We start from the raw sequence: 22,471 nt of genomic DNA on the forward strand, positions 1-22,471 counted from the left end.
ATTATTTGGCTGTAACTTATCCAGGCACCAGCTAAAATCTCAATAGCATCAAGGCTTTCAATGCGCGTTTATCTTTGCATACAAAGATAAACGCGCCTTAAGTTAACGTGTCCTTTGCAAAACCCCCCCTCAAGAATTTAGAAAAATCGTTAGCTTTGGTGATCATTCTCTTTTTTATAATGGCTTCTTATTCTCATCGATCACTAATGAATAGCCGGAGAGTGCTACATGGCGACACCCGCGCTCAGCGCGCCACAAAGCGCAATAAGTCAGCAGCAGCACAGATGTTCCCACGGTAAACAGATTAAACTCATTTATCATTTATCAGGATACCCCCCCACCTGTGACCGTTAAATGACGCTTCAACTTATCATTAGCGCCTCTTTCTCTTTCGTCTCCCTACCATAATCGATGATTTTTTATTCATATCATTCGAGTTAATACTGGTCTGATCTGGGAAAAGTCGTCTCAAAAATGAAGGTTTTTGCATTGAGTAGGGAGGGTTTACTGTACAAAAAAAGGCGATATGTGGATTAGCGATAATTCTCATAGCCGAACAATCCCTGCTTATGGCAGGCGATCCGCTGAGTTGATGATAAATAAAGCAGGGAGGATGTGAGTGAAAAGGTGATTTTGATCACATTATTGCGATGAAATCACGGACTGTCGGACCAGCCGGGGCCCTGAACGGCGCCTGACTGAACATCGCCGCGGTCAGTCAGGCTGCGCGCGTTTTTATCCGCGAATATTCAATGGCTTTACTACCGCTTCTGGCTTGATACGCATAGCACTGATTACCCCGATCATCAGGCACAAGATGCCGCATAGCGTCAGCAGTGGCGGCCATGACTGCCGTAACAGGAAGGTGTAAGCCAACCCGGCGAGTATCTCAAACACGATCAACGGACCCACTAAGACCGTGGGTAATCTCTGGCTGGCTTCATTCCAGCACAGCGTCCCCAACCAGGAACAGAACAGCGCAATCGCCAACATCAGCGCAATAAAGACCGCCGGCCGCGGGCCAAACGGGAGGGCAAACGAAACATCGCTAAAATGCAGTTGCCCCATGACCAGCAAATACCCGACCAGCGCCAGCGGCAACGTCACCAGCCCCTGCGCAGTGGCCCAGGTGGCAGGACGAATCGCATGCTGGCGTAACCAGCGGGCATTGCGCAGCGGATACCATGTCCAGCACACCACCGCAGTAAAGGCCAGCGCCATCCCACTCAGATAGCGCCACACGTCGACCGGATGCGTGGCGCCCGTCAGTTCCGCCACATTCACGCACACCAGCCCGACGACGATCAATAACAGGGCCGGAAATAACTTACCCCAGCGCAGATGCCCTTCATCGCGGCCGTAAAACAGATTGGCACTGACCGAGATCACCACTGGCAACGTACCGATAATCATGGTCGATATCGGTGCGCCAGTACGCTGGATCGCTGTTGCCAGGCAGGCGTAATAGAGCAGGTTACCGACAAACGTCAGTTTAAAAGCCTCCCGCCAGTCACGGCGGGTCAACGCCGCCAGACGATGGCGATCCTGCCAGGCCAGCGGCAGCGCAATCAGACCAAAGGCCAGATAGCGGCCCATCGACTGCAGCGTCCCAGGATACTCAGGCACCAGCAGCGGCCCGACAAAAATCAGCCCCCACATCAACCCGGCGCTCAGTGCAAATAAAATACCCGATAACATCGTCTACTCCAGACAGAGAAAACACCATTATGGGAAAAACGGAGGTCAGGAGATTGTAGCAAATTGCGATCAGCGCAACGCGGCACGTACCTGTTTCTGATAGCGCGACGGCGTGATGCCATAGCGCCCGGCAAAACTGCGCGTCAGATGCGCCTGGTCGGTCAGCCCCACAGCAGCGGCCACCTCTGCCGCTGGCAGCCCGGCCCTCAGCAGCTGGCTTGCCTGATACAGCCGGAACGCCATCAGCATCTGGTGCGGGGTAACATGATAGTGTGCTTTGAACTGCCGCTGGAAATGGTAAGGGCTGAGAGACACCAGCGCCGCCAGCGTGTCCAGGGTAATACGTTCGCTGAAATGGGCACGCAGATAGTCGCGCACCTGATCGAAACGATGGCGGGGTTCAGCCGCTAAGGGCCGCGCAATGCGGGCATGAGGACGTAACAGATCGCACAGCGTGAGCAGCAGGCCATCCGTCGTCAGCGGATCGTCGGCCTGCCACAGGTTTTCCAGCAACCTTGAGAGCTGTGCTGCGCGCTGCGGATCATGGCAGACCGCCTGCTCAAACCACCAGCCCGTTTCTCCGGTTAAGGCAGCAAGACGCTGAGGTTCAATATAGATCATGCGGTATTGCCAGCCGCCCTCCGTGGCGGATTCCCCCGTGTGTAACTCATCGGGATTCATCAATACCAGCGAGTCGACGGGCGCTACATGCTGTACCCCGCGATAACGGAAACGCTCGGCACCCCGATCGATAGTCCCGATGCCGAACGCTTCATGCGTGTGAGGTTCAAACGCGTAGCGGGTAATATGGGCGCGATACAGTTCAACGCCCTGCTGCCCGGAAAGATGACGGAAGCTGGCCCGATCCTGCTCATAGCTGAACTGCTCAGGAACCCCTTCCACAGCCGACTCCATTAAGAAAATGATGAGGGTGTCAGCTTACGATCTTTACCCGCAGCGATCCAGACGCCTTAGATCAAGCCTTCGGCTTTCAGCGCTCGCTGTACCGCAGGGCGTGCTGCCACGCGGCCTGCAAACGCCTGCAATTCAGGCCAGCTGTCGAGCGAGAAGCCAACCACTTTGCTCCAGCCCAGCACGGTAAACAGATAACCATCTGCCACGGTGAACTGCTCACCCTGGAGCCAGGTTTTCCCGGCCAGTGCGGAAGAGAGCCAATCGAGGCGTTTATTGAGTGTCGCCACGGTCGCCTGCTTCCAGTCAGGGGTCTGGGCCGGGTTAAACAACGCACCCATTGGCTTATGCAGTTCCGTTGAGATAAAGCTCAGCCACTCAAGCACTTTGTAACGTTCCGCGGTGCCCGCCGCCGGGATCAGGCCTGCTTCCGGTTTCAGGTCGGCCACATACTGCGCAATCACCGTACCTTCTGTCAGCAGGCTGCCATCATCCAGCAGCAGTGCAGGAATGTAGCCTTTGCTGTTAATGGTCGTGAAGTCAGCGCCGGTTTCGGTTTTTTTCGTTTTAAGATCAACCTTTTCCAGCGTGAACGTTGCCCCAACTTCTTCGAGCGCGATATGCGGGGAGAGCGAGCAGGCACCTGGGGTATAGAACAATTTCATCAGACTTATTCCTTGTTGATTAGAGAGCGTCAGAGTACGCGAGCCAGTCTACGCCGCCTTTAGCGGTTGATGCCACGCATGCTTACAAATCCTGAAGATTAAACGCCAGCCAAACGGCCGCATTATTACCAGAAGCTTCCCTCAGGCATTGACTCACCATTGATTATCACCGTGGTTGAATACGGTTTTCTTACACCAGGTCGGATCACACATCATGTCAGAAACGTTGACGCTTACGCGCCCGGAGAACGGGTTATCGCTGTTCCAGCACTTGCTTAACGGCAGAATGCTCCCAGGCCCGATCTGGCACAGTACCGCCTGGCGGACTAAGTTTTTACTGCGTTCACTGGCCTTTCCTCTGGCCACTCTCCAGCACATGCAGCAGATTGCCACCCTGCCCGTGATGCAGGATGCGCTGCATCTGCAGCCGACCTTGCCCAATAAGATCCACCGGCCTTATCTGCACCTCGGTCTGTCTGCGGGCCAGCGGGTGCAGGTACTGAGCCAGCACTACCGTTTTGTGCAACAGCTCCCTTCCCAGGCATTACGCCATGCCATGCTCTCATCACACCCCACCACACTGGCCAGCTTCAGTGGCAAAGAGGGCGAGCATTTTCAGCTCACGCTGACCTGTAATGGCCGCTGCGAGCGTGAGGGTGAAGTGAATATGATGCTGCATGGCGATGGGACGCTGCTGGCGATACTGACGTTCGTCATCGTTGAACGTGACAGCCTGCCGGTGCTGTTGATCGGGGGAATACAGGGCGCACACAGCGATACGCCCCATACGCTGATCCGCTCAGCAACCAAATCCTGTTATGGGCTATTCCCGAAACGTGTCCTGCTGGAAGGGGTATCACTGCTGGCACGGGGCATGGGTATCAGCGCCATTCAGGCCGTCAGCGATCGCGGCCATACGTATCGCAGCCTGCGTTATCGCTTTAAAAAGAAGGCCGTGTTTGTCGCCAGTTATGATGAGTTCTGGCAGTCACTGGATGGCACGCCGCTTTGCCGTCGCCTCTGGCAACTGCCGCTGGCATTCAGCCAGAAAACGATGGAAGAGATCCCCAGTAAAAAACGTGCGGAGTATCGTCGCCGCTATGGGCTAATGGAGAGCCTCAGCGAGCAGTTTATGCGCCTGCACTAAGTGGGATCAGGGGGCAGAAGGGGCTTCCTGTTCAACGTCATCAATCTTCCAACCATCGTGATCCTGCACCAGCGTGACCAGCAGATGCTGCTGGTCAGCAGGGTCACGCCCGAGGGTGACATCGCCGGAAGCCCGGTTACCGTTTAGCGTAAATCGGCTGACGCTGACATTGTTGACCCAGCTGTCGCTGTAGTCTTGATCCTGGAGGAAATAATCATCGTCCATACCGTCCGGGCTTTTGATCAGCAGATTGATTTTTTTCAGCAGCCGCTCAGTAACATACCCATTTAATAACGGGTCGTGTTCATCAATCGGGCTTTCTTCTTTGTTCAGCGCCGCCAGATACCAGCTGTAAAAGGCCAGGCTGGTGCTCTGGGGATCGTCGTTATGCGCTGCCGCCGCTGCCTGAAAAGCAACGAAAGACACCACCAGCATCAGCAACCACTTTTTCATGCAAACCATCCCGGATAACACCGCTATTCATTTCTGCCACCTGTACGCCGACAGGGCGCCAGTGATTGTATTGAATTTATCCGGCTAAGCCAGCGTCTTCCCCCACACTTTGCCTGCTTTTTTAGTAACTGTTTATCGCAGTGATACGTTTGCACTCAGCCTGCCATACTGGCAGGCCGCCAGCGGCATTATCATGCCCAGTGCTTCTTCTTACTTGTTTTGCCAATACCCGGGTTGCAGGTGTTGGTCGGGTCGAGCTGATGGAAGTGATGCTGATGCTCGTCGGAGGCGTGGTAGAGATGGCCAATATTGTGCTCGGCCGGGTATTTTGCCCCGCGCTGATCCAGATACGCCAGCACCGCCGCTTTAAACTGCGCGCCATCGACGCCAGGTTTCAAAATGTAGTCCTGGTGATTGACCAGACAGAAGAAGTGGCCACAGCAGGAGTCTTCCAGTACCTGAGCCTGCAACTCTGGCGGCAGGCGGATCAGCCACTGATCGTCATTACGGCGCAACGCCACATCAAAGGCAATCAGCCTGTCGTCGGTATTGATGCCAGCATAGTCACAGTAGAACACCGTGCAGGCCCCCACGCCAAAACGCACCAGGAAGGCATCCTTCTGTTCCTCTTCAGTACAGTGGAACCATTCCCCATTGCGCGTGGCGAAGAATGCGGTCAGCAGGCGACTCATCGACGCAACTTCATCATGGGCCAGTTTTATCATCAGATGATGTTCATAGCGGCGATGATACGAGAGCAGACGCGGTGCCACGGTAGAAGGCGTGATGCGGTTACCCCACTGGATCAGCCGATCGAGGGTGTTATGCGGCAGTAGCCGGAGTTTTCTCAACCGCGCATCCCAGCGTGCTTTTTTTGCCATCAGCCCCGGCAGCGCTGCGGGCCCGAGGCGCTTAATCGACAGGAACATATGACGCGCATAGCGCAGGGTCAGCCGGAAAGCGTTGCGGTGGATATACTCCGCCTGAATCGGCAGCGTCTCAAGATTTTCAATCAGATAGCGACGCAGGTCGAGCAGCACCTGCTCATCGTTGGTGCCAATATAGAAGGTGTCTTCCTGCGGGGTAGCGTCGAAGGTGGCAAGGCGCACGGCAAAGACGATCACTTTTCCGGCGCAGCCCGCGCTGTCATGCAGATAGTGCGGATTACCGTTAAAACGCGTCGGGGTGGTGGCATCCACATCTTTGATCACCGCCGCGTAGTCATCGGCCCAGATTTTTCCTTCCCAGTCCGGTGCGGTGCCGGTGGTGTACTCCCCGGCTTCCAGTCGGGTGATCATCTCTTCCGGGGTCTTCCCCAGCTCGATGCCCAGATGGTTGATCAGATGCAGCTGCCCGTCGTCGCTAATCTGCGCAAACAGGGATTTTTCGGTAAACGCCGGGCCGCGTTGTAACAGCGATCCCCCAGAGTTATTACAGATGCCACCGACCACCGATGCGCCGATACAGGAGGAACCGATCACGGAATGCGGTTCTTTGTTCCACGGTTTCAGGCTGGTTTCCAGCTCGGTCAGCGTGCTGCCGGGGAACGCGATAATCTGCTGTGCGTTATCAATTACCTGCACACCCTTGATTTTGCGGGTGCTGACAATCACCACCGGGCGGTCATAGTCATCACCGTGCGGCGTGGAGCCACCGGTCACCCCGGTGTTAGAGGCCTGCATCAGGATAATGATGTCATTTTGCTGGCACACCTTGAGCACCTGCCACAGTTGCAGCAGCGTTTCCGGCAGCACAACGGCCAGCGCATCACCCTGGCCCACGCGGAAGCCTTTGCAGTAATACGCTTTTTGATAACTGTCGGTGATCAGATTGTCCGGGCCGACCGGATCGCCCAGTTGTTGCAGGATCAGAGTGTGTTGCATGTTATAACTGCCTCTCCATAGCTCATTTTTTTAGCAGCGAGGATTGTACCTGAGGGGGCCGAGTCTGGGCCAGCATGAGAGGGTGAAATTCTGTCATGCTGGGATGTCCGCCCTTTATCTTTATAAAAAGCGCGCAAAACGATTTTGTCCACAACGAAGAATTTTTTACGCCCCTTCCTCACGCCCTTTGATGAATAAATAGTTAGTTTTTTTCTGGCTAATAGGAAAAATTATTTTATGCAATTAATATGCACTATTTATGCATATAGAAAACTTTTCCCCTGTTTTTCAAAAACTTGAATGTGATCAAAAAGTGAATAATTACGGACTTTGATGTGTTGACTTTGTTACAACGCAGCGCGAGCATGTGGACCACTTTCCGAATCCATCAGAACGTAACTCCCTGATAATACTATAGGGAAGGGGTGGTTTTGCCTGCGACTCATCAATGTTGAGAGGATGCGATGTCTGACCAAATGGATACACAGCAAAACCTGCATCGCGGCCTCAGTTCGCGCCATATCCAGCTGATCTCGCTGGGCGGCGCAATTGGCACCGGATTGTTTATGGGGGCAGGCAAAACCATCGCGGTCTCCGGCACCTCGATCCTGATCACCTATGTGGTGGTGGGCTTCTTTATGTATATGGTGATGCGTGCGATGGGTGAGCTGCTGCTCACCCGGCTGGATTACCGTTCATTTGCCGATTTTGTTTCCGACTACCTCGGCCCGAAGGCCAGCTTCTTTCTTGGCTGGTCTTACTGGCTCAGCTGGGTGGTGACCTGCATTGCCGACGTGGTGGTGTGCGGCGGGTATATGCAGTTCTGGCTGCCCGAGCTGTCGCCGTGGATCCCGGCGCTGCTGACCCTGGGGCTGCTGTGTCTGTTTAATTTGCTGTCGGTGAAAATGTTTGGCGAGGCCGAGTTCTGGTTTGCGATTATTAAGGTGATCGCCATTATCGCGCTGATTGTTACCGGCATCTGGATGATTGGCAGCGGCTGGACATCGCCGGATGGCGTCACCGCCTCACTGCATAATCTCAGCGACCCGGCGGTGTTTATGCCGCACGGAATCGTGGGCTTCTTTGCCGGTTTTCAGATCGCGATTTTCTCTTATACCGGCATTGAGCTGTTGGGCACCATGAGTGCCGAAACCAAATCGCCGGAAAAGGTGTTGCCGAAAGCCATCCGGGCAATCCCGCTGCGCATTATTATCTTCTATGTGCTGTCGATGGTGGTGATCATCGCCGTCACCTCCTGGCAGCATATCTCACCGGATACCAGCCCGTTCGTTACGCTGTTTGCCAAAGCCGGGCTGCCTGCGGCCGCGGCCGTGATTAACTTTGTGGCGCTGACGTCGGCGATGTCATCCGCCAACAGCGGCGTCTATTCCAGCACGCGTATGCTGTACGGCCTGTCGGTGGAGCAGCACGCCCACTGGCAGTTCCGCATTCTGTCGCGCACCACGCGCATTCCGGTTCGCAGCCTGATGTTTTCCTGCTTTTGTATGTTAAGCGGCACGCTGCTGCTGTTCCTGGTGCCCAACGTGATGACGCTGTTCACCGTGGTGTCCACGCTGGCAGCGATACTGGTGATTTATACCTGGGGGATGATTCTGGTGGCGTACCTGGTGTACCGCAAACGCTGCCCGGAACTGCACCAGCAGTCGACGTTTAAGATGCCTGCAGGCATTCTGATGAGCTGGATCACGCTGCTGTTCTTTCTGTTTTCACTGGTGGTCATGGTGTTTGACCGCGATACGCTGATGGCGCTGTGTGCGATGCCGCTGTGGTTTATTTTGCTGGCGTGGGTCTGGCGGGTGAAGCAACGGCGGGAACAGACGGTAATGGCATAAGGGTTATGCAGGTGCAGGATTCGGGGCGACCGAAAAATGGTCACCCCCTACCAGGGACGGGACGTTACAACACGCCCTGTGCCAGCATCGCATCGGCCACTTTTACAAACCCGGCGATATTCGCGCCGTGCACGTAGTGGGTCTGCTTCCCTTCCCCGCCGTGCTCGACGCAGGCGTGATGGATATCCAGCATGATATGTTGCAGACGAATGTCCACCTTCTCGGCTTTCCAGCTCAGACGCGCTGCGTTCTGTGCCATCTCCAGACCGGAAGTTGCCACACCGCCGGCATTCGCCGCTTTCCCTGGGGCAAACAACACACCCGCATCCAGGAACGCATCGGTCGCCTGGATCGTGGTCGGCATATTGGCGCCTTCGGCCACGGCTTTCACACCATTAGCAATCAGCTGACGCGCCGCAGGCAGATCCAGCTCGTTCTGTGTAGCACAAGGTAAGGCGATATCTACCGGTACGCTCCACGGCTGCTGCCCGGCGAGGTAAACCAGCTGACGTTCGCGCGCATAGTCTTCCACGCTGCCGTAACGCACGTTTTTGATTTCAGCCAGATGAGCCAGCTTCTCAGGGGTAAACCCGGCTTCATCCACTACCGTGCCGCGAGAGTCAGACGCCGTCAGCACGCGAGCGCCCAGCTCCATCGCTTTTTCAATGGCGTACTGCGCCACGTTGCCCGCACCGGATACCGAGACCGTGCTGCCTTCAAAGCCCAGACCATGACGTTTTAACATCGCATCGGTGAAGTACACCAGACCGTAGCCGGTGGCTTCCGGGCGGATCAGGCTGCCGCCAAACGACAGACCTTTACCGGTAAACACGCAGGCCGTGTTGTTCGACAGCTTCTTCATCATCCCGGACATAAAGGCCACTTCACGGCCACCCACGCCGATATCGCCCGCAGGCACATCGGTATCCGGACCAAGGTGACGATACAGTTCGGTCATCAGCGCCTGGCAGAAACGCATCACTTCCGCGTTGCTTTTCCCTTTCGGATTGAAGTCAGAGCCGCCTTTCCCGCCGCCCATCGGCAACGTGGTCAGCGCATTTTTAAACGTCTGCTCAAACCCGAGGAATTTCAGGATCGACAGGTTGACTGACGGATGGAAACGCATCCCGCCTTTATACGGGCCAATCGAAGAACTGAACTGCACGCGCCATGCGCGATTCACCTGTACCTGACCTTTGTCATCCGTCCAGGCCACGCGGAACTGGATCACACGTTCCGGTTCCACCAGGCGTTCCAGCAGGCTCTGTTCCTGATATTGCGGGTTACGCTCCAGGAATGGCCACAGTGAGGTGAATACTTCGCGCACGGCTTGCAGGTATTCAGGCTGGTGCGGATCGCGCTGCTGAACGGAGGTGAGAAACGACTCCAGAGAGTGAAAAGCTGTCATGACGAATTCCTTGTGCGTAATGGTCTGACCCTGATGTTGTTATTGTTAGGGTAATCAGAGAGATGATGTTGTGTCTCAGCGACTATATCATTGGCTTTGCGCTGTACAACAAAAAACTTATGACCTGCAAAACACAGGGTAATGAGGCCAATAAGGCGCCAGGCAGCGAAAACACTGAACGGAAGCGCAAAACCACGACGAACAGCCATAAGAAAAAGTTATTACAGGCCCGCATTTCATCAACGTTGATGATTAGAAGCGGTCAGAAGAGAGCAACGGAGAACAAAATAACCCGCTAAAACAGAAAATGAATATGACACTTTTATTACAGCCATCAATCTCCGGCTATTTCCCCCGCAGTTTTATGTTTTATTTCACGAGCGCCGTCATTATTTATGTATAAATGTAAACTTAAGAAATGTGAGTTGCCTCATCGTAATCAGCTGTGATTCCATCGACCCTCCAGAAATTGTGCTCTGACGACCTGAGAAATAATGATGAACCATGATAATGATAATATTCAGGGAAAGCCGATCGCATTGTTACTGATTAATGAACATTCCCGGAATGGCAAAGCCAATAAACAGCAGGTGTTATCCCTGCTCAGCGCAGAGGGAATTCAGGTGGTTGAACCTGAAGCCAGCGACCGTCGCGACAGCAGCGAGATCATCCTCGACTACGCTGACCGCATCGATTTGGTGATCGTTGGTGGGGGCGATGGTAGCCTGAACGCTGCCGCGAAAGGGCTGATGCGCAGCGGCCTGCCGCTGGGTGTGTTGCCACTCGGCACCGCCAATGATTTCGCCCGCACCATCGGCATCACCAACGATCTGGCTCAGGCCGTGAAGGTGATCGCCGCCGGGCACCAGCGCCCTATCGACCTGGGTGAAGTGAACGGACACCTGTTTTTTAACGTCTCCAGCATCGGGTTTTCCGCCACGCTGGCCCACCATTTGACCGCTGAATCGAAGAAGCGCTGGGGGACTTTTGGCTACGCGCTGGCGGCCTTTAAACTGCTTAAACAGAGCCGCCCGTTCAGCGCCACGCTGGAGCATGACGGCATCACTGAGAAGGTCAAAACCGTGCAGGTTTCCGTGGGTAACGGCCGCTTTTACGGCGGCGGCATGACGGTGGAACAGAGTGCGGCACCCGACGATGGTCGCCTGGATGTTTACAGCCTGGAAGTGGCGCACTGGTGGGAGATGATCGCCCTGCTGCCCGCGCTGCGGCGCGGCACACACGGGCGCTGGCGTAAAGTGCGTACGCTATCCACCACCGCCATGACGCTGAGTACGCGGCGTCCTCATGATATTAACGCCGACGGTGAACTGATTGGGCAGACACCTGCCCGGTTTGCCATCAAGGCACATGCCATTACTGTTTTTTCTCCGTCGCAAGCGACGTCGGTTTAATAAGGGTTATTTCTATGAACAAATTTGGCATTCTCGCATTAACCGCCATGATCACCTTAATTTCAGCCTGTGATGATGCAACCAAAGAAAATATTAAAGAAGAAGCCGACAAACGCACAAGCAGCCTGGTGGAATCGGCACAAACGCAGTGGGATGAAACCCGTAAACAGGCAACGGATCTGGCCGATGCAAAAGTGGCGGAACTAAACGCTGCGCAGCCATTAGAAGAGGCGAAGAAAAAAATGAATGAGCTGGGTGAGATGAAGCTGTCTGACTTTATTTCGGGCGGCGGGGAAGAGAAAGAAGGTGAGGAAGCGGAGTCGGAGAATAACTGATTTTTGTCCTTCTCTGAATTTCCTTCGCATGTTTACTTTGGCGATACAGCGGTTTTTCACTGCTGCTTTGGTGGGTTAACCCCCACCTTCTCGCCGCTCACCTGGGCACCGTGCAGCGTGGCGTCCCGCCCGCTGGTAATGCTCAGGTTGTTACCCGCGTTCACCGTGGTTTCGCTGTGCGTGGCCCCGTTGCCCGTCTCGCTGCCGCGCCCCTTGTTGACGCTGGCGTTGAGCGACAGCCCGTTGGCACCCTGACCAAAGTTTATCCCGCCGCCGACCGAGGCACCGTGGCTCTCGTTCTTCCCGTCCAGGCTCTGCGTGTTCTCCGCCGAGACCAGGTTAACGTCACGCGCTGCGTTCAGGCTTACGTCCTTTCCGGCCTGTAGCTGGCTGCCCGCGATGCTGATATCGCCGCTGTCCGGCCCTTTGCCGGTGACGGTGACGGTGACGGTGACGGTGACGGTGACGGTGACGGTCAGGTTGTCGCCCGCCGTCAGGCTGCTGCCCTGCGACTGGCTGCTTTTTGTGGTCGTCTCGCTTTTCGACGACTGGCTGCCGTAAGAGAGGTTAACCCCCACTACGCTGCCTTCGGAGCCACCCGCTTCGGCCAGGCTGTAGGCCTGCGCCCCCTGTACCCAGGACAGCACCACTTTCGTTCCCTGGAGTGCCTGCAGGCGTCCGTCGCCCTCTTTCCTTGCCTGCTGCGCGGTGCTGACCGCGGTATTCAGCGCGCTGCCCACCGCCCCGGAGAGGGCCAGGGTGAAGCCACTCTGCTTCGATTCGAAGGTTTCAGTACTGGTGCGTTTATCGTAGCCCGGATCTATCTGCACGCTGTCGCCGGTGATGGCAATATCTTTGCCCGCAACCACATCGGCACCGCCGATATGCGCCCGGTTGCCTGCGGTGATGCTGACATTGCCCTGGCTGCTGCCCACGGTGCTGACGCTCTGGCTCTGCGTGGTGCCGTTCTCGTCAATCTCATGGCGCGTTGACTGGCTTCCGACGGTAAAGCCGATGCCGCCGCTGTTCCCTATAAAAAATTTTCTTAAATAAACAGTAATTGTATTATGACTGTTGCAAATATTATTCCACTAGGTCTGTCAACATAACCATATCATTTCGATGAATAATTCTAAGATTATTGGCATCAGGTAAATTATCAATCAGCTTTTTAATCGTCCCGCGCGAATACCGACATTCTTGATAATTTTCACCCGCATCTTCAGTAAAAATAAGCCTTTCCTCCTCCCCATCAAAACCCAAATAAAACCAGTAACCACGACCACTTATTTCTGCAGCACCTGTATCCAACCAAATAAGACCTTCAGGCGCACCCTCTGAAAAATCCAATTCATTTAATTTAACATTACCAATATCTGGCATTCCTTTAATTAACTCATCACTCATACTATCTTTTAAAAAAGATATCGCAATGTAAAGATCAATAGCAATACCTTCCCCGGGAATAAATCTTTCATCAATAATAAAATTAAACATCCCGGATGGAGATGAATAATAAGGAATCATAAACTCCAGCTGAATTGCGATCTTAAAAAAATTATCACCAATTATCATTTTATTTTCCAACCTTGTTGTTTTTTTAACGCAGATTTAACATCGTTTGGTAATTTTAATGGATTCCTTTTATCTGCTGTGCTACCAGCCCAGTGCCAGTTCCCAGTGTTATCTGGCATAAACTGATGTATATTCCCGTCACTATCCATGGTGTAGCGTGCTTTTTGGTTTTTAGCATTAATTGAAACTGAATTTTCGAAAAGACTCAAAGAGTTTTTAGGTTCAATACCTGCATTAGGTGGCGGATTGATAGTATGTTTCGGATTAGATTGATAATTTAAATCATTACTTGCAGTAACAGGATCCTTTACTGGAATAGGACTGCCTTTCCCCCCCGATCCAGTAGCAAGATACGTATTCGACGGCAGTCCGCTACCCGCAGAAGAATTGTTAACATTCCCTGTTCCTGCCATTGCCAACGCATCGTTACTGCCCTTCGTGCTGTTGGCAATATTTTGCTTGAATTCATCGTACTTCGACAGTACCTGTTTCAAAGTTGAAGCTACTGAGGTACTGATGCCACCTGTTCCACCTGCACTACCTTTCAGCCCATATAATATCCCGGCAATATCTGCCGCCTGGTTGACATTGATAGCCAGGGCAAATTTATCCTTTGCTTCCTCATAGCTGATATTCTGTGATTTCGCGTAACCCTCTATTGCGTAATCCCATTTATCAGCTGTGGTATTGGCCACTATCTGGCTGACTTTGGCGTAATCTTCGCTATTCAGCTCTTTATACGTCAGCCTGCCCAGATAATCGCTGTAACTGTCCTGCAGCCCCTGCGACAAAGCATTCGCATCCTGACAGGCGGGTGATGCACGTCCCTGAGAACAGGCATCCTGTACATATTTATCAACTTCGACGTCAAGTTTAGTCAGCTGGTCGTGTCGTTCTTCCAGAGCAGCCACTTCTTCCGGCGTTCTCGGATGCAGGGCCTGTCCGGTTATGGACAATGCCAGTTCAATACTGTTTTTTTCCTGCGCATCCGGGCCTTTAAGCAGATTATTCTCCACCGCATTCTTACCCGCCAGCCCGCCCGTCACCGCTCCCGCCGTGCTGTCGCTGCTCACGCCTGACGCTATCCCTGACGCCAGCGTCGCCAGCGCGCTCAGGTTTTCCTTCTGCTGCGACGTCAGCTTACTGCTGTCCGCCGTACCGTACAGCGCCAGCGCTATCGCCGGCGCCGCAAGCTCTCCCGTGGCCGCCCCCGTCGCTCCCGCCGCCGCGTTGCCGCCGCTCAGCTCTGCAACCACTCCGCCCAGCAGCGCATGCGCCAGCGCATTATTCGCTTTCTCCGCCGCGCTCAGTTCGCTGTACTGCTTATCCTGCGTCGTCAGGGTCTTGACCACCCCCGCAAGATAAGGAGCCGCTCCCTGCGCCAGCGCGGCCCTGATGTCCCCTCCCGCCAGGCCCTGCAGCGCACTCACCACCGCATTCACGCCCGTGCTCACGCTGCCCCCCATCTGCGCGCCATTTGCCGCCAGCGCATCGTCATAGGCCAGCTGCCAGGCTTTTCCGGCTACCGCCTGCGGCCCGTCATCCACCTTCGGATTGACTCTTTTCTCCTCCGAAAGCGCCTTTTTCGCCCGCTCCTCAAGCCCGGCCTGACGCGATTTATCGCCCAGTGCCGCCGTGGCCTCACGCGTGGCTTTGGTCGCCTCGTGGGTGTTGTAGATATCCAGCGCCTGCGCGGCGATATCGCTCACCAGCTGCGCCTGCTGCAGCCGCTTCTGCTCTTTCTCTTTGTTAAAGATCGGGGTAATGCTGCCGTCGTTGGCGTGCTCCGTATCGCGGTTCAGGGTGCTGACGTCCTGCTGCTGCTTCGCCGTATCACGCACGGTGATGCTGCCTTCGCTGACCGCCGCTTTGGTGGTCCCCTCCGCGTGCCCTTCACTACCCGAACCGGATATCGGCAGGGCGCTGACGTTGCTTAAAAGGTTGGCCCCTATTGGCCCACCGCTGTTAAAGCCCACGCTCTGATGCTCGGTTTTGTAATCAGCCTGATTATGAATATCTGACCAACCCAGCGTCCCGGTATCAAGGCTGTTTTTATCCGCCGTGGCCGTTGAGGCGATCACCGCCCCGTCCAGCTGCGTGTGCTCACCTACTTTAATAGCATAGCCGCCGCTGCCTGCGAACAGCCCGGTCTGCTCCTTCACCGAGTCAAAATCACTGTTCATCTTGTCGCGGTTGGCGTTGATATTCACCGATCCGGTCATGGATCCAAAGGTGAAGCTCCCACCCGCGCTGACATTCTGCTGCTTTGCATCGTAGCTGTCACTGTCCTGCTGCGAGGCAAGCGTCAGGTTACGTCCGACATCAGCGGTCACGGTTTCACCGCTGACCTGTGCGCCTTTCAGCGTGGTGTCGCGCCCGCTGTTCAGGCTGACCACGCTGCCCGCGTCCAGGGTGGTTTCACTATGCGTCAGGCCCTTCCCTTTCTCATGGCCTTTACCGGCATTGACGCTCGCCGATACGCTGATGCCCCAACCGCCAGAGCCCACTCCGATCCCGATGCCAACGCTGCCGCCCTTACTGCTGTTTTTACCGTCGGTGCTTTCGGTATTCTGCGCCGACACCAGATGGATATCGCGACTGGCGTCCAGCGACAGATCTTTACCCGCCTTAAGCTGGCTACCTGCAATGTTGATATCGCCGCTGTCAGGCCCTTTACCTTTTCCAGTGGCGGTGATCGACAGGTTTTGCCCGGCGTTCAGGGTGCTACCCTGCGACTGGCTGCTTTTGATGGTCGTCTCACTCTTTGACGACTGGCTGCCATAAGAGAGATTCACCCCCACCGTATTGGTGGCGCCTTTTTCTGCCCCATCGGCGCCTTTCTCCACGCCATTTGCTGCATTTTTTGCATCGGCCGCTTCCGTTACAGCATTGTCATGATCCCAGGCCTGCGCCCCCTGCACCCCGGACAGCACCGCTTTCGTTCCCTGGAGTGCCTGCAGGCGTCCGTCGCCCTCTTTCCTTGCCTGCTGCGCGGTGCTGACGGCGGTATTCAGCGCGCTGCCCACCGCCCCGGAGAGGGCCAGGGTGAAGCCGCTCTGCTTCGATTCGAAGGTTTCGGTACTGGTGCGTTTATCGTAGCCCGGATCTATCTGCACGCTGTCGCCGGCGATGGCAATATCTTTGCCCGCCACCACATCGGCACCGCCGATATGCGCCCGGTTGCCTGCGGTGATGCTGACATTGCCCTGGCTGCTGCCCACGGTGCTGACGCTCTGGCTCTGCGTGGTGCCGTTCTCGTCAATCTCATGGCGCGTTGACTGGCTTCCGACGGTAAAGCCGATGCCGCCGCTGCTCATCAGGCCGCTCTTTTTCTTCTCTTCCAGCAGATAATGCGACTGTGTCTCGGTGGCCGCGACGATATCCACATTGTTGCCCGCGGCGAGGGTGACATCATTATCAGCAGCGATGGCCGATCCCACGACCGCCAGATCGCGTCCGGCAGTGATGCTGACGCTTTCCCCGCTGAGCAGCGAGCCCTGTTCAAGGGTGGAGCGATCGTCTTTTACCGTGTGGCTGCTGCTTTTTGACAGGAAGCCTTTTTTCTCGCTGCGATCTTCGGAGAACTGCGATTCGCGATCGGTGGCGCTGTTAATCACCACGTCCCGTTTCGCCTGCAGCGCAATCGCGCCATCCTCGCTGTGCAGGGTACTGCCCGCCAGCGTAATATCATTTTCACGGGCGATCACCGTTACGCCTTTCTCGCCGCTGAAGGTGCTGCCGATGCCGCTGTCGCGCACCGTCTCCATCTCACGCTGGCTTTTGGTTTTACCCTCGCGTTTCTTTTCGCTGTCCTGGTCGATGACAACCTGGCGCGCTTCTTTGATGATCACGTCCTGCGCGCTCACGCCGATGCTGCCTTTCTCGCTGTCCACCTGCGCGCCTTCCACCCGCAGGTTTTTACCGGCCACCAGCGTGACGCCCTGATCACCGCTCAGGGTACTGAGCAACAGACGATCTTCCTGACGGGTGTTACTGACTGACGAAGTTCTGCTGTCGGCAGTCAGATGTGTGGTGTTGGTGGTCGTTTCTGCCAGCAGTTTTATCTCACCGCCCGCCTGCAGCTGGGTGGTGCCGCCCGCTTTCACCTGGCTGCCCTGCAGGGTAATGTCCTGCCCGGTATTCAGGCTGAGGTTGCCCCCGGCATTCAGCGAACTGCCCAGCGCCTGCTGCCATTCACCGCTCACCTGTGCCTTACGTGAGCCGGCGTCTTCCATACCGGCGCGTGTCCGGTTACCCATCGCCCCGGAAATCACCTCAAGGCTGGCGGTGTGGCTGCTGCGGGCCGCGCCAATCTCCAGGCTGTTTTGCGCACTCAGGCTGAGGTTCTGTGTGGCATCCAGCTTCGCCCCCTGCAGTTTCACATCGGTGCCGCTCAGGCTGATGTCACTGGCGCTCATCGAGGCCTGGCGCAGGGCATCCTGAAGGTTGGTGCTTAAGGTCAGGTGAGTGGCCTGTACGTTAATACTGTCAGCACGAATATCGCCGCCCTGGTGCAGGAACTGGTCGGCATCAATCTTCAGCGCCTGGTCAGCCACCAGGTTCCCGGCATTGCTGAGGCTGTTGGCCGAGAGTTGCAGGTTGCCACCGGCGATCAGCGCCCCGTCACCGGACAGGCGCACGGTATTGTTGGCCAGATAGACTTTAGGCACCCAGACCGTCTGCGGGCCTTCTGCGCTATCGACCGTTTCACTCACCAGCCAGACGATGTCCTGTTGTAACGCGGCTATCTGTGCTGGCGTCAGCGCCACGCCAGGCACCAGGTGGAAGTCCTGTGCCACTTTGCTGCCGTTGTTCATCAGGTTCTGATACTGCGCCATGGCATCGTCTCCCTTCTCCGACGGCCGTCCGGTCAGCGCCAGCATCTGCTCACGGACCAGACGCTGCTCGTAGAAGCCATCGCCCAGGCGCTTGATCACCAGCGCCGGATCGTATCCCACCCGGTCGAGCAGGTAATCACTGCTGATAAACTTGCTGCGGCTGGTAAAGCGCTCGTCGGTCACCACCAGGAAAGGGCTGCCTTTGGCCGTATCCTGGCGGAACAGGCCGTTATTGGGAATGGAGGTCGCCACACGATCGAGCTGCTGTTTATTCGCCAGCGCCAGTTCACCCGGCGTCAGCGGCTGGGTGCCGTCCTCGTTGGCCGTCAGCGGGTTACGTTCCCACTCTTCGCGCCCGGCTTGCGCTGCTTTCTCCGCCGCTGCCACGCTGCTGATTTGCGCCTGATTGACTGTGACGTTCTCAATGCTGGCGCCCTGGATCGTCACCGAGCCATTGCCCGTCATAATGGCATCAATGGTGGTCAGCGCGGTGGTCTCATCGCGATTGAAGGTGGGATACCAGTGGTTAGTGTCACGATCGTAGTGGTCGACGATATGTTCCTGGCGGCGCTCGTTAACCGAATAGCCTTTATTGACGATATTTTTCGCGCCTGCAACATTCAGATCCCCGTTCGCGCTGAGGGTGCTGGCATCATTAAGCAGCTGCCCGGCCACACGCAGCACCATATTGCCGCCCGCCAGAATATGCGCACCGACACCCGCAGACACCAGTTTGTCACGGGTTACCGTGCCAGTGACCGTACGCTCACGCAGGTTGTTGTAATCGCTGACGTACGGTGCATCGGCAATATCAAGATGTTTGTTCGGATCCCACTGTTCCAGCCGTCCCTGGTCGTGTTCTCGCCAGACGGTGTTTTGATACGGTGTTGGCACCGTATTCTGGCGATAGCCACGCGTTTCATAGAACGTCATGGCATAGCTGCCATCCGCATTCGGCTTCAGGGCCAGGTAGTTGACCCACAGATTCGTCATCACCCCTTGACTGTTTTTCACCCGCACCTGGGCGCGTTTGGACCCGGCATCGATAGCCAGCAAGGTGCCGTAGCGATTGCTGGCAGCAGCCGCGTCATCCTTAAAGGTGAGCCGCTGGGTGGTTGGCGTCATGGTGTTTTTGTTGCGACCCACATCTGAACCATATGAGCGCCAGTAGTAGTTGTAGCGATGCCAGCTGTAGTCACTGCTGGCCGCATTACGGGCGATATTCAACCCTTCGCGCAGGTTGTTCAGGCGTTTGGCCTCCACCGTCACATCACCGTCCGCTTCGATGCTGCTGGCGCGATTTTCAATCAGATCATCACTGCCCAGCAAGAGGCTGCCGCTGCTGTAGAGCAGGCCGCCATCGCGGTTCGTCAGGCGTTCCCCGCTATGCAGATCCAGACGGTCGGTCGCCGCGATTACCGCAGCATTACCGTGGTTGTCGATCACCCGGCCACGCACGGTGATGTTATCGCCGATCAGGGTCGCCGGGTTGTCCAGCGTATCCACGTTCAGCGTCATGCTGTCGGCTTCCAGTCGCCCACGGTTAAGCAGCAGGCCGGTCGTCAGGTGCAGCGTTTTACCGACCAGCGATCCCTGATTCGTGAAATCCTGGCTGTTAACGATCAGGCCGCCAGGCAGTAGCCAATCCGTCAGGTTGGTCAGCACGCCCGCCACGGAAAGCGTAACAGTGCCGTTGCTGCTGAGGGTGTCGCCCGCACGGTGAGTGTAATCCTGGCGGACCGCGAGATTCAGATCCTGCTGGCTGAGCAGCGTACCGCCCTGGTTGTTGAGAGTGTGGGTCTGAACGCTTAATGTTGCGCCGCTTTGCACCACGCCGCCCTGATTGATCAGATCGAGCGCGGGAACTCCGGAACTGCGTGCGCCCGGATTGCCGCCCTGGATCGTCAGCGCCTGATTCGCCACAACACGTCCCTGGCGGTTATCCAGCGTCTCCAGCAGTGAAAGGGTGAGCGTTCCTGCACTCTGTACGCTCCCGGCGCGGTTATCCAGCGTACGGGCCGTCACATCGGTGTCCGTGGTGCCCAGCAGCAGCCCGCCGTCACGGTTATTCAACCGATCCGCCTGTACGGTCAGCGCCTGCTGGCTGCTGATTTTTCCCTGATCCTGATTATTCAACTGCGTCGTATGCACGTCCAGCGCCCGCGTTGCAACCAGCTGGCCGCCCTGGTTGTTGACCTCATTGGCCTCAATCGCCAGTGCATCGCCGCTATGAAGCTTGCCCTGCTGATTATTCAACGTGGCAACATGGTACACACCCTTGCTATAGCTGATCAGCGTGCCGTCCGGGTTATCCAGCTGCTGCGCGGTCAGTTCCAGCCCTGCGCCGCTGCTGAACAGCCCCTGGCGGTTATTAATGTGGTTGGCCACAATGCGCTGATCGTCGCTGCTCCTCACCGTGCCGCCCTGATTGTCCAGCGCGTTATTCACCGTCAGATCAAGCTGCTGGTCGCTGAAGATCAGGCCACCGCGGTTGCCCAGGCCGCCCTCGACCACCAGCGTCAGATTACCGTTGCTACCCAGAGCGCCATGGGTGTTATCCAGCAAACCGCTGACCTGCCAGTGCTGCGCCGTGTCGTTGAGTGCCACCAGCCGTCCATTCTGGTTGGTCAGCGTAGCGCTGGTCAGGCTCAACTGCCGGGCTTCAATGCTGCCATCGGTATTATCCAGCTGGCCAGAAAGGGCAAAACGGCTTTCCCCTTCTCCGGTCTGCGACCAGATGCCACGCTGTACGAAGAGACTATCCGCGTTAATGTCCCAGCGGCCCGCGCTCACCTGCGCCTGCTGCGCCGCAACGCTCCCTGCGGTGTTAACGATCAGCTCGGCGCTGTCCACTTTGGCATTTTTTAATGCTACGCCTGCCGCCTGCGCACGGATGTCGGCACGGCGGGCAGCCAGCGTACTCTGGCTGAGATCAACCCGTTGCCCGCTGACCTTCACGTCCTTTTTGCTCAACAGCTTGCCGCTGGCCTGGATATCGCCCTGGCTGGTCAGCGTAAGATCCGCATCCTGCGTCAGGACACTGTTCGCATCACTGCCTGCCAGCAGGTTGCCGCTGCTGGTTATACCGCGTTTTGCTTTCAGTGTGACGTCGCCCGCCGCTGCCAGAGTGCCGGACTGTTTCACATCACCTTCGCGGCTGTCGACGGACAGCGTGCCACCGCTGTGCAGTTTGCCGTGGTGTTCAATGCTGTCCCGGGCCGCCAGCTGAATATCCCCGCCCGCTTCGGTTACCGCCTCCTGTTTGCCAGGCTGCCAGGTGAGTTTACCTTCGCTGCTCACTGTCAGCGTTTTCTCAGCCTGAATGTGCCCGCCCTGGTTGCGCACGCCGACGCCCGCTTCCGTCCCGATCATGCGAATATGACCGCTGTACATGCCGCCCATCTGTCCCATGTCGATCGCCAGTTCAGGCGCCTTGCCGTCGGTGGCCAGCGCACTCACCGTTTTCGCGTCTGCGCTGATGCGGTTCCGGCCTGCGACCACGTTGAGCCCCTGTTTCGCCCACACGCCCGCATTCACGTCGACTGCACGCGCCAGCACGTCAACGTATTCCGTATCATGCCGGGCATCGCCATTCAGCCCGCCGCCTTCAATACGCACGGTGCCGCGCTCCACCTGATAACCCGCCAGGCTGCCATCGGCGTTCAACTGAGTTTTACCGGTCGTCAGCGTCATGCGCCCGGCGTTGATGGTGCCGCAGCCATTGCAGACGATCCCCGCCGGGTTGGCGACGATGACCTGTGCACGCCCGCCTGCGACTTCAAGGAAGCCGCGCAGTTCGCTGGGGTTGCTGCTGTTCACTTCGTTAAGAATCACCCGCGCCGGGGCTGAATTCAGCTTAAGATTCGGGTTACCCTGGATCATCCCCGCCAGTTGGGTCGAGGTCATCGACGCGGAGTTATTGAGGATCGCCCCGCGTTTATCAACGTCAAACTGGCGGTACTGGTTATGCGATACCCCGGAGCGGTTCGGCGCGGCGATGTTCACCTGTGGCAGTCCGTTCTGCGTGGCGATCACCTGCGGGCGCTGGCCCGCAGGTGCCGAGCCGTCGGCAACAATCCCGGCGGCGATCGTCGGCGCGGCAAACAGCGACAGGCCGAGCATCCAGACCACCCGACGTACCGTCACCCACAGACGCGGCGCGCCGATGCCACGGCTCTGGCCGGGCTCACTGCTGCAACTGCGGGCCAGTTCGGACACCACGCGCAGCTCCCCGTGAGTGCGGCTGAAGATAAGGCGATAGCAATGTTTGTTCATAGAAGTCGTCCCTGAAA

General features: G+C 56.5%; 13 protein-coding genes. 4 read left to right on the forward strand and 9 right to left on the reverse strand.

What is annotated here, in order from left to right; translation table 11 throughout:
• Positions 1-735: 735 nt before the first annotated feature.
• From HHI26_RS15185 to gstA, 3 genes are all read right to left on the reverse strand, one after another.
• On the reverse strand, positions 736-1,698 hold the full coding sequence (locus HHI26_RS15185) for a DMT family transporter (protein ID WP_171149308.1): 963 nt from the start codon (positions 1,696-1,698) through the stop codon (positions 736-738).
• A gap of 69 nt (positions 1,699-1,767) precedes the next feature.
• The gene (locus HHI26_RS15190) at positions 1,768-2,601 is read right to left on the reverse strand and encodes an AraC family transcriptional regulator (protein ID WP_171149309.1); all 834 of its coding nucleotides are present in this window, start codon (positions 2,599-2,601) and stop codon (positions 1,768-1,770) included.
• A 68-nt stretch (positions 2,602-2,669) separates the two neighbouring features.
• Complete coding sequence (gene gstA, locus HHI26_RS15195; protein ID WP_133842660.1) at positions 2,670-3,275, reverse strand: glutathione transferase GstA; 606 nt, start codon at positions 3,273-3,275, stop codon at positions 2,670-2,672.
• A 214-nt stretch (positions 3,276-3,489) separates the two neighbouring features.
• On the opposite strand from gstA, the gene HHI26_RS15200 reads away from it, so the two are divergent.
• A complete protein-coding gene (locus tag HHI26_RS15200) occupies positions 3,490-4,422 on the forward strand; it encodes a VirK/YbjX family protein (protein ID WP_133842662.1) in 933 nt (310 codons plus the stop codon).
• A 6-nt stretch (positions 4,423-4,428) separates the two neighbouring features.
• Here HHI26_RS15200 and HHI26_RS15205 read toward each other — a convergent pair whose 3' ends face one another.
• On the reverse strand, positions 4,429-4,875 hold the full coding sequence (locus tag HHI26_RS15205) for a DUF3828 domain-containing protein (RefSeq protein ID WP_171149310.1): 447 nt from the start codon (positions 4,873-4,875) through the stop codon (positions 4,429-4,431).
• Positions 4,876-5,066: 191 nt separating this feature from the next.
• Positions 5,067-6,758 (reverse strand): D-lactate dehydrogenase, encoded by a 1,692-nt coding sequence (gene dld, locus HHI26_RS15210; RefSeq protein WP_133842666.1) that lies wholly within the window; start codon positions 6,756-6,758, stop codon positions 5,067-5,069.
• Positions 6,759-7,222: 464 nt separating this feature from the next.
• Here dld and HHI26_RS15215 point away from each other — a divergent pair, with 464 nt between their 5' ends.
• Positions 7,223-8,611 (forward strand): amino acid permease, encoded by a 1,389-nt coding sequence (locus HHI26_RS15215; RefSeq protein ID WP_171149311.1) that lies wholly within the window; start codon positions 7,223-7,225, stop codon positions 8,609-8,611.
• Positions 8,612-8,675: 64 nt separating this feature from the next.
• Here HHI26_RS15215 and gdhA read toward each other — a convergent pair whose 3' ends face one another.
• On the reverse strand, positions 8,676-10,019 hold the full coding sequence (gdhA, locus tag HHI26_RS15220) for an NADP-specific glutamate dehydrogenase (protein WP_133842670.1): 1,344 nt from the start codon (positions 10,017-10,019) through the stop codon (positions 8,676-8,678).
• A 497-nt stretch (positions 10,020-10,516) separates the two neighbouring features.
• On the opposite strand from gdhA, the gene HHI26_RS15225 reads away from it, so the two are divergent.
• A complete protein-coding gene (locus HHI26_RS15225; protein WP_133842754.1) occupies positions 10,517-11,431 on the forward strand; it encodes a lipid kinase in 915 nt (304 codons plus the stop codon).
• Between the two features lie 14 nt (positions 11,432-11,445).
• The gene (locus HHI26_RS15230; RefSeq protein WP_133842672.1) at positions 11,446-11,766 is read left to right on the forward strand and encodes a hypothetical protein; all 321 of its coding nucleotides are present in this window, start codon (positions 11,446-11,448) and stop codon (positions 11,764-11,766) included.
• A 56-nt stretch (positions 11,767-11,822) separates the two neighbouring features.
• Here HHI26_RS15230 and HHI26_RS25685 read toward each other — a convergent pair whose 3' ends face one another.
• The 3 genes from HHI26_RS25685 to HHI26_RS15245 all read right to left on the reverse strand — a co-directional run bounded on the left by HHI26_RS25685 (position 11,823) and on the right by HHI26_RS15245 (position 22,454).
• Entirely contained in the window at positions 11,823-12,701 is an 879-nt protein-coding gene (locus HHI26_RS25685) for a hemagglutinin repeat-containing protein (RefSeq protein WP_346775683.1), read from the reverse strand.
• A 148-nt stretch (positions 12,702-12,849) separates the two neighbouring features.
• A complete protein-coding gene (locus HHI26_RS15240) occupies positions 12,850-13,341 on the reverse strand; it encodes a hypothetical protein (protein ID WP_171149312.1) in 492 nt (163 codons plus the stop codon).
• Complete coding sequence (locus HHI26_RS15245) at positions 13,338-22,454, reverse strand: hemagglutinin repeat-containing protein (protein WP_171149313.1); 9,117 nt, start codon at positions 22,452-22,454, stop codon at positions 13,338-13,340. Before HHI26_RS15245 ends, HHI26_RS15240 begins: the two co-directional genes overlap by 4 nt.
• Between the last annotated feature and the right edge of the window lie 17 nt (positions 22,455-22,471).

Origin of the sequence: Erwinia sp. JH02 (assembly GCF_013074405.1) — a bacterium.
Lineage (GTDB): Bacteria > Pseudomonadota > Gammaproteobacteria > Enterobacterales > Enterobacteriaceae > Erwinia > Erwinia rhapontici.

Coding starts and splice junctions, on each gene's coding strand:
- HHI26_RS15185 (WP_171149308.1), bottom strand. CDS start 1,698: ATGTTATCGGGTATTTTATTTGCACTGAGCGCCGGGTTGATGTGGGGG.
- HHI26_RS15200 (WP_133842662.1), top strand. CDS start 3,490: ATGTCAGAAACGTTGACGCTTACGCGCCCGGAGAACGGGTTATCGCTG.
- dld (WP_133842666.1), bottom strand. CDS start 6,758: ATGCAACACACTCTGATCCTGCAACAACTGGGCGATCCGGTCGGCCCG.
- gstA (WP_133842660.1), bottom strand. CDS start 3,275: ATGAAATTGTTCTATACCCCAGGTGCCTGCTCGCTCTCCCCGCATATC.
- gdhA (WP_133842670.1), bottom strand. CDS start 10,019: ATGACAGCTTTTCACTCTCTGGAGTCGTTTCTCACCTCCGTTCAGCAG.
- HHI26_RS15245 (WP_171149313.1), bottom strand. CDS start 22,454: ATGAACAAACATTGCTATCGCCTTATCTTCAGCCGCACTCACGGGGAG.
- HHI26_RS15230 (WP_133842672.1), top strand. CDS start 11,446: ATGAACAAATTTGGCATTCTCGCATTAACCGCCATGATCACCTTAATT.
- HHI26_RS15205 (WP_171149310.1), bottom strand. CDS start 4,875: ATGAAAAAGTGGTTGCTGATGCTGGTGGTGTCTTTCGTTGCTTTTCAG.
- HHI26_RS15215 (WP_171149311.1), top strand. CDS start 7,223: ATGTCTGACCAAATGGATACACAGCAAAACCTGCATCGCGGCCTCAGT.
- HHI26_RS15225 (WP_133842754.1), top strand. CDS start 10,517: ATGAACCATGATAATGATAATATTCAGGGAAAGCCGATCGCATTGTTA.
- HHI26_RS15240 (WP_171149312.1), bottom strand. CDS start 13,341: ATGATAATTGGTGATAATTTTTTTAAGATCGCAATTCAGCTGGAGTTT.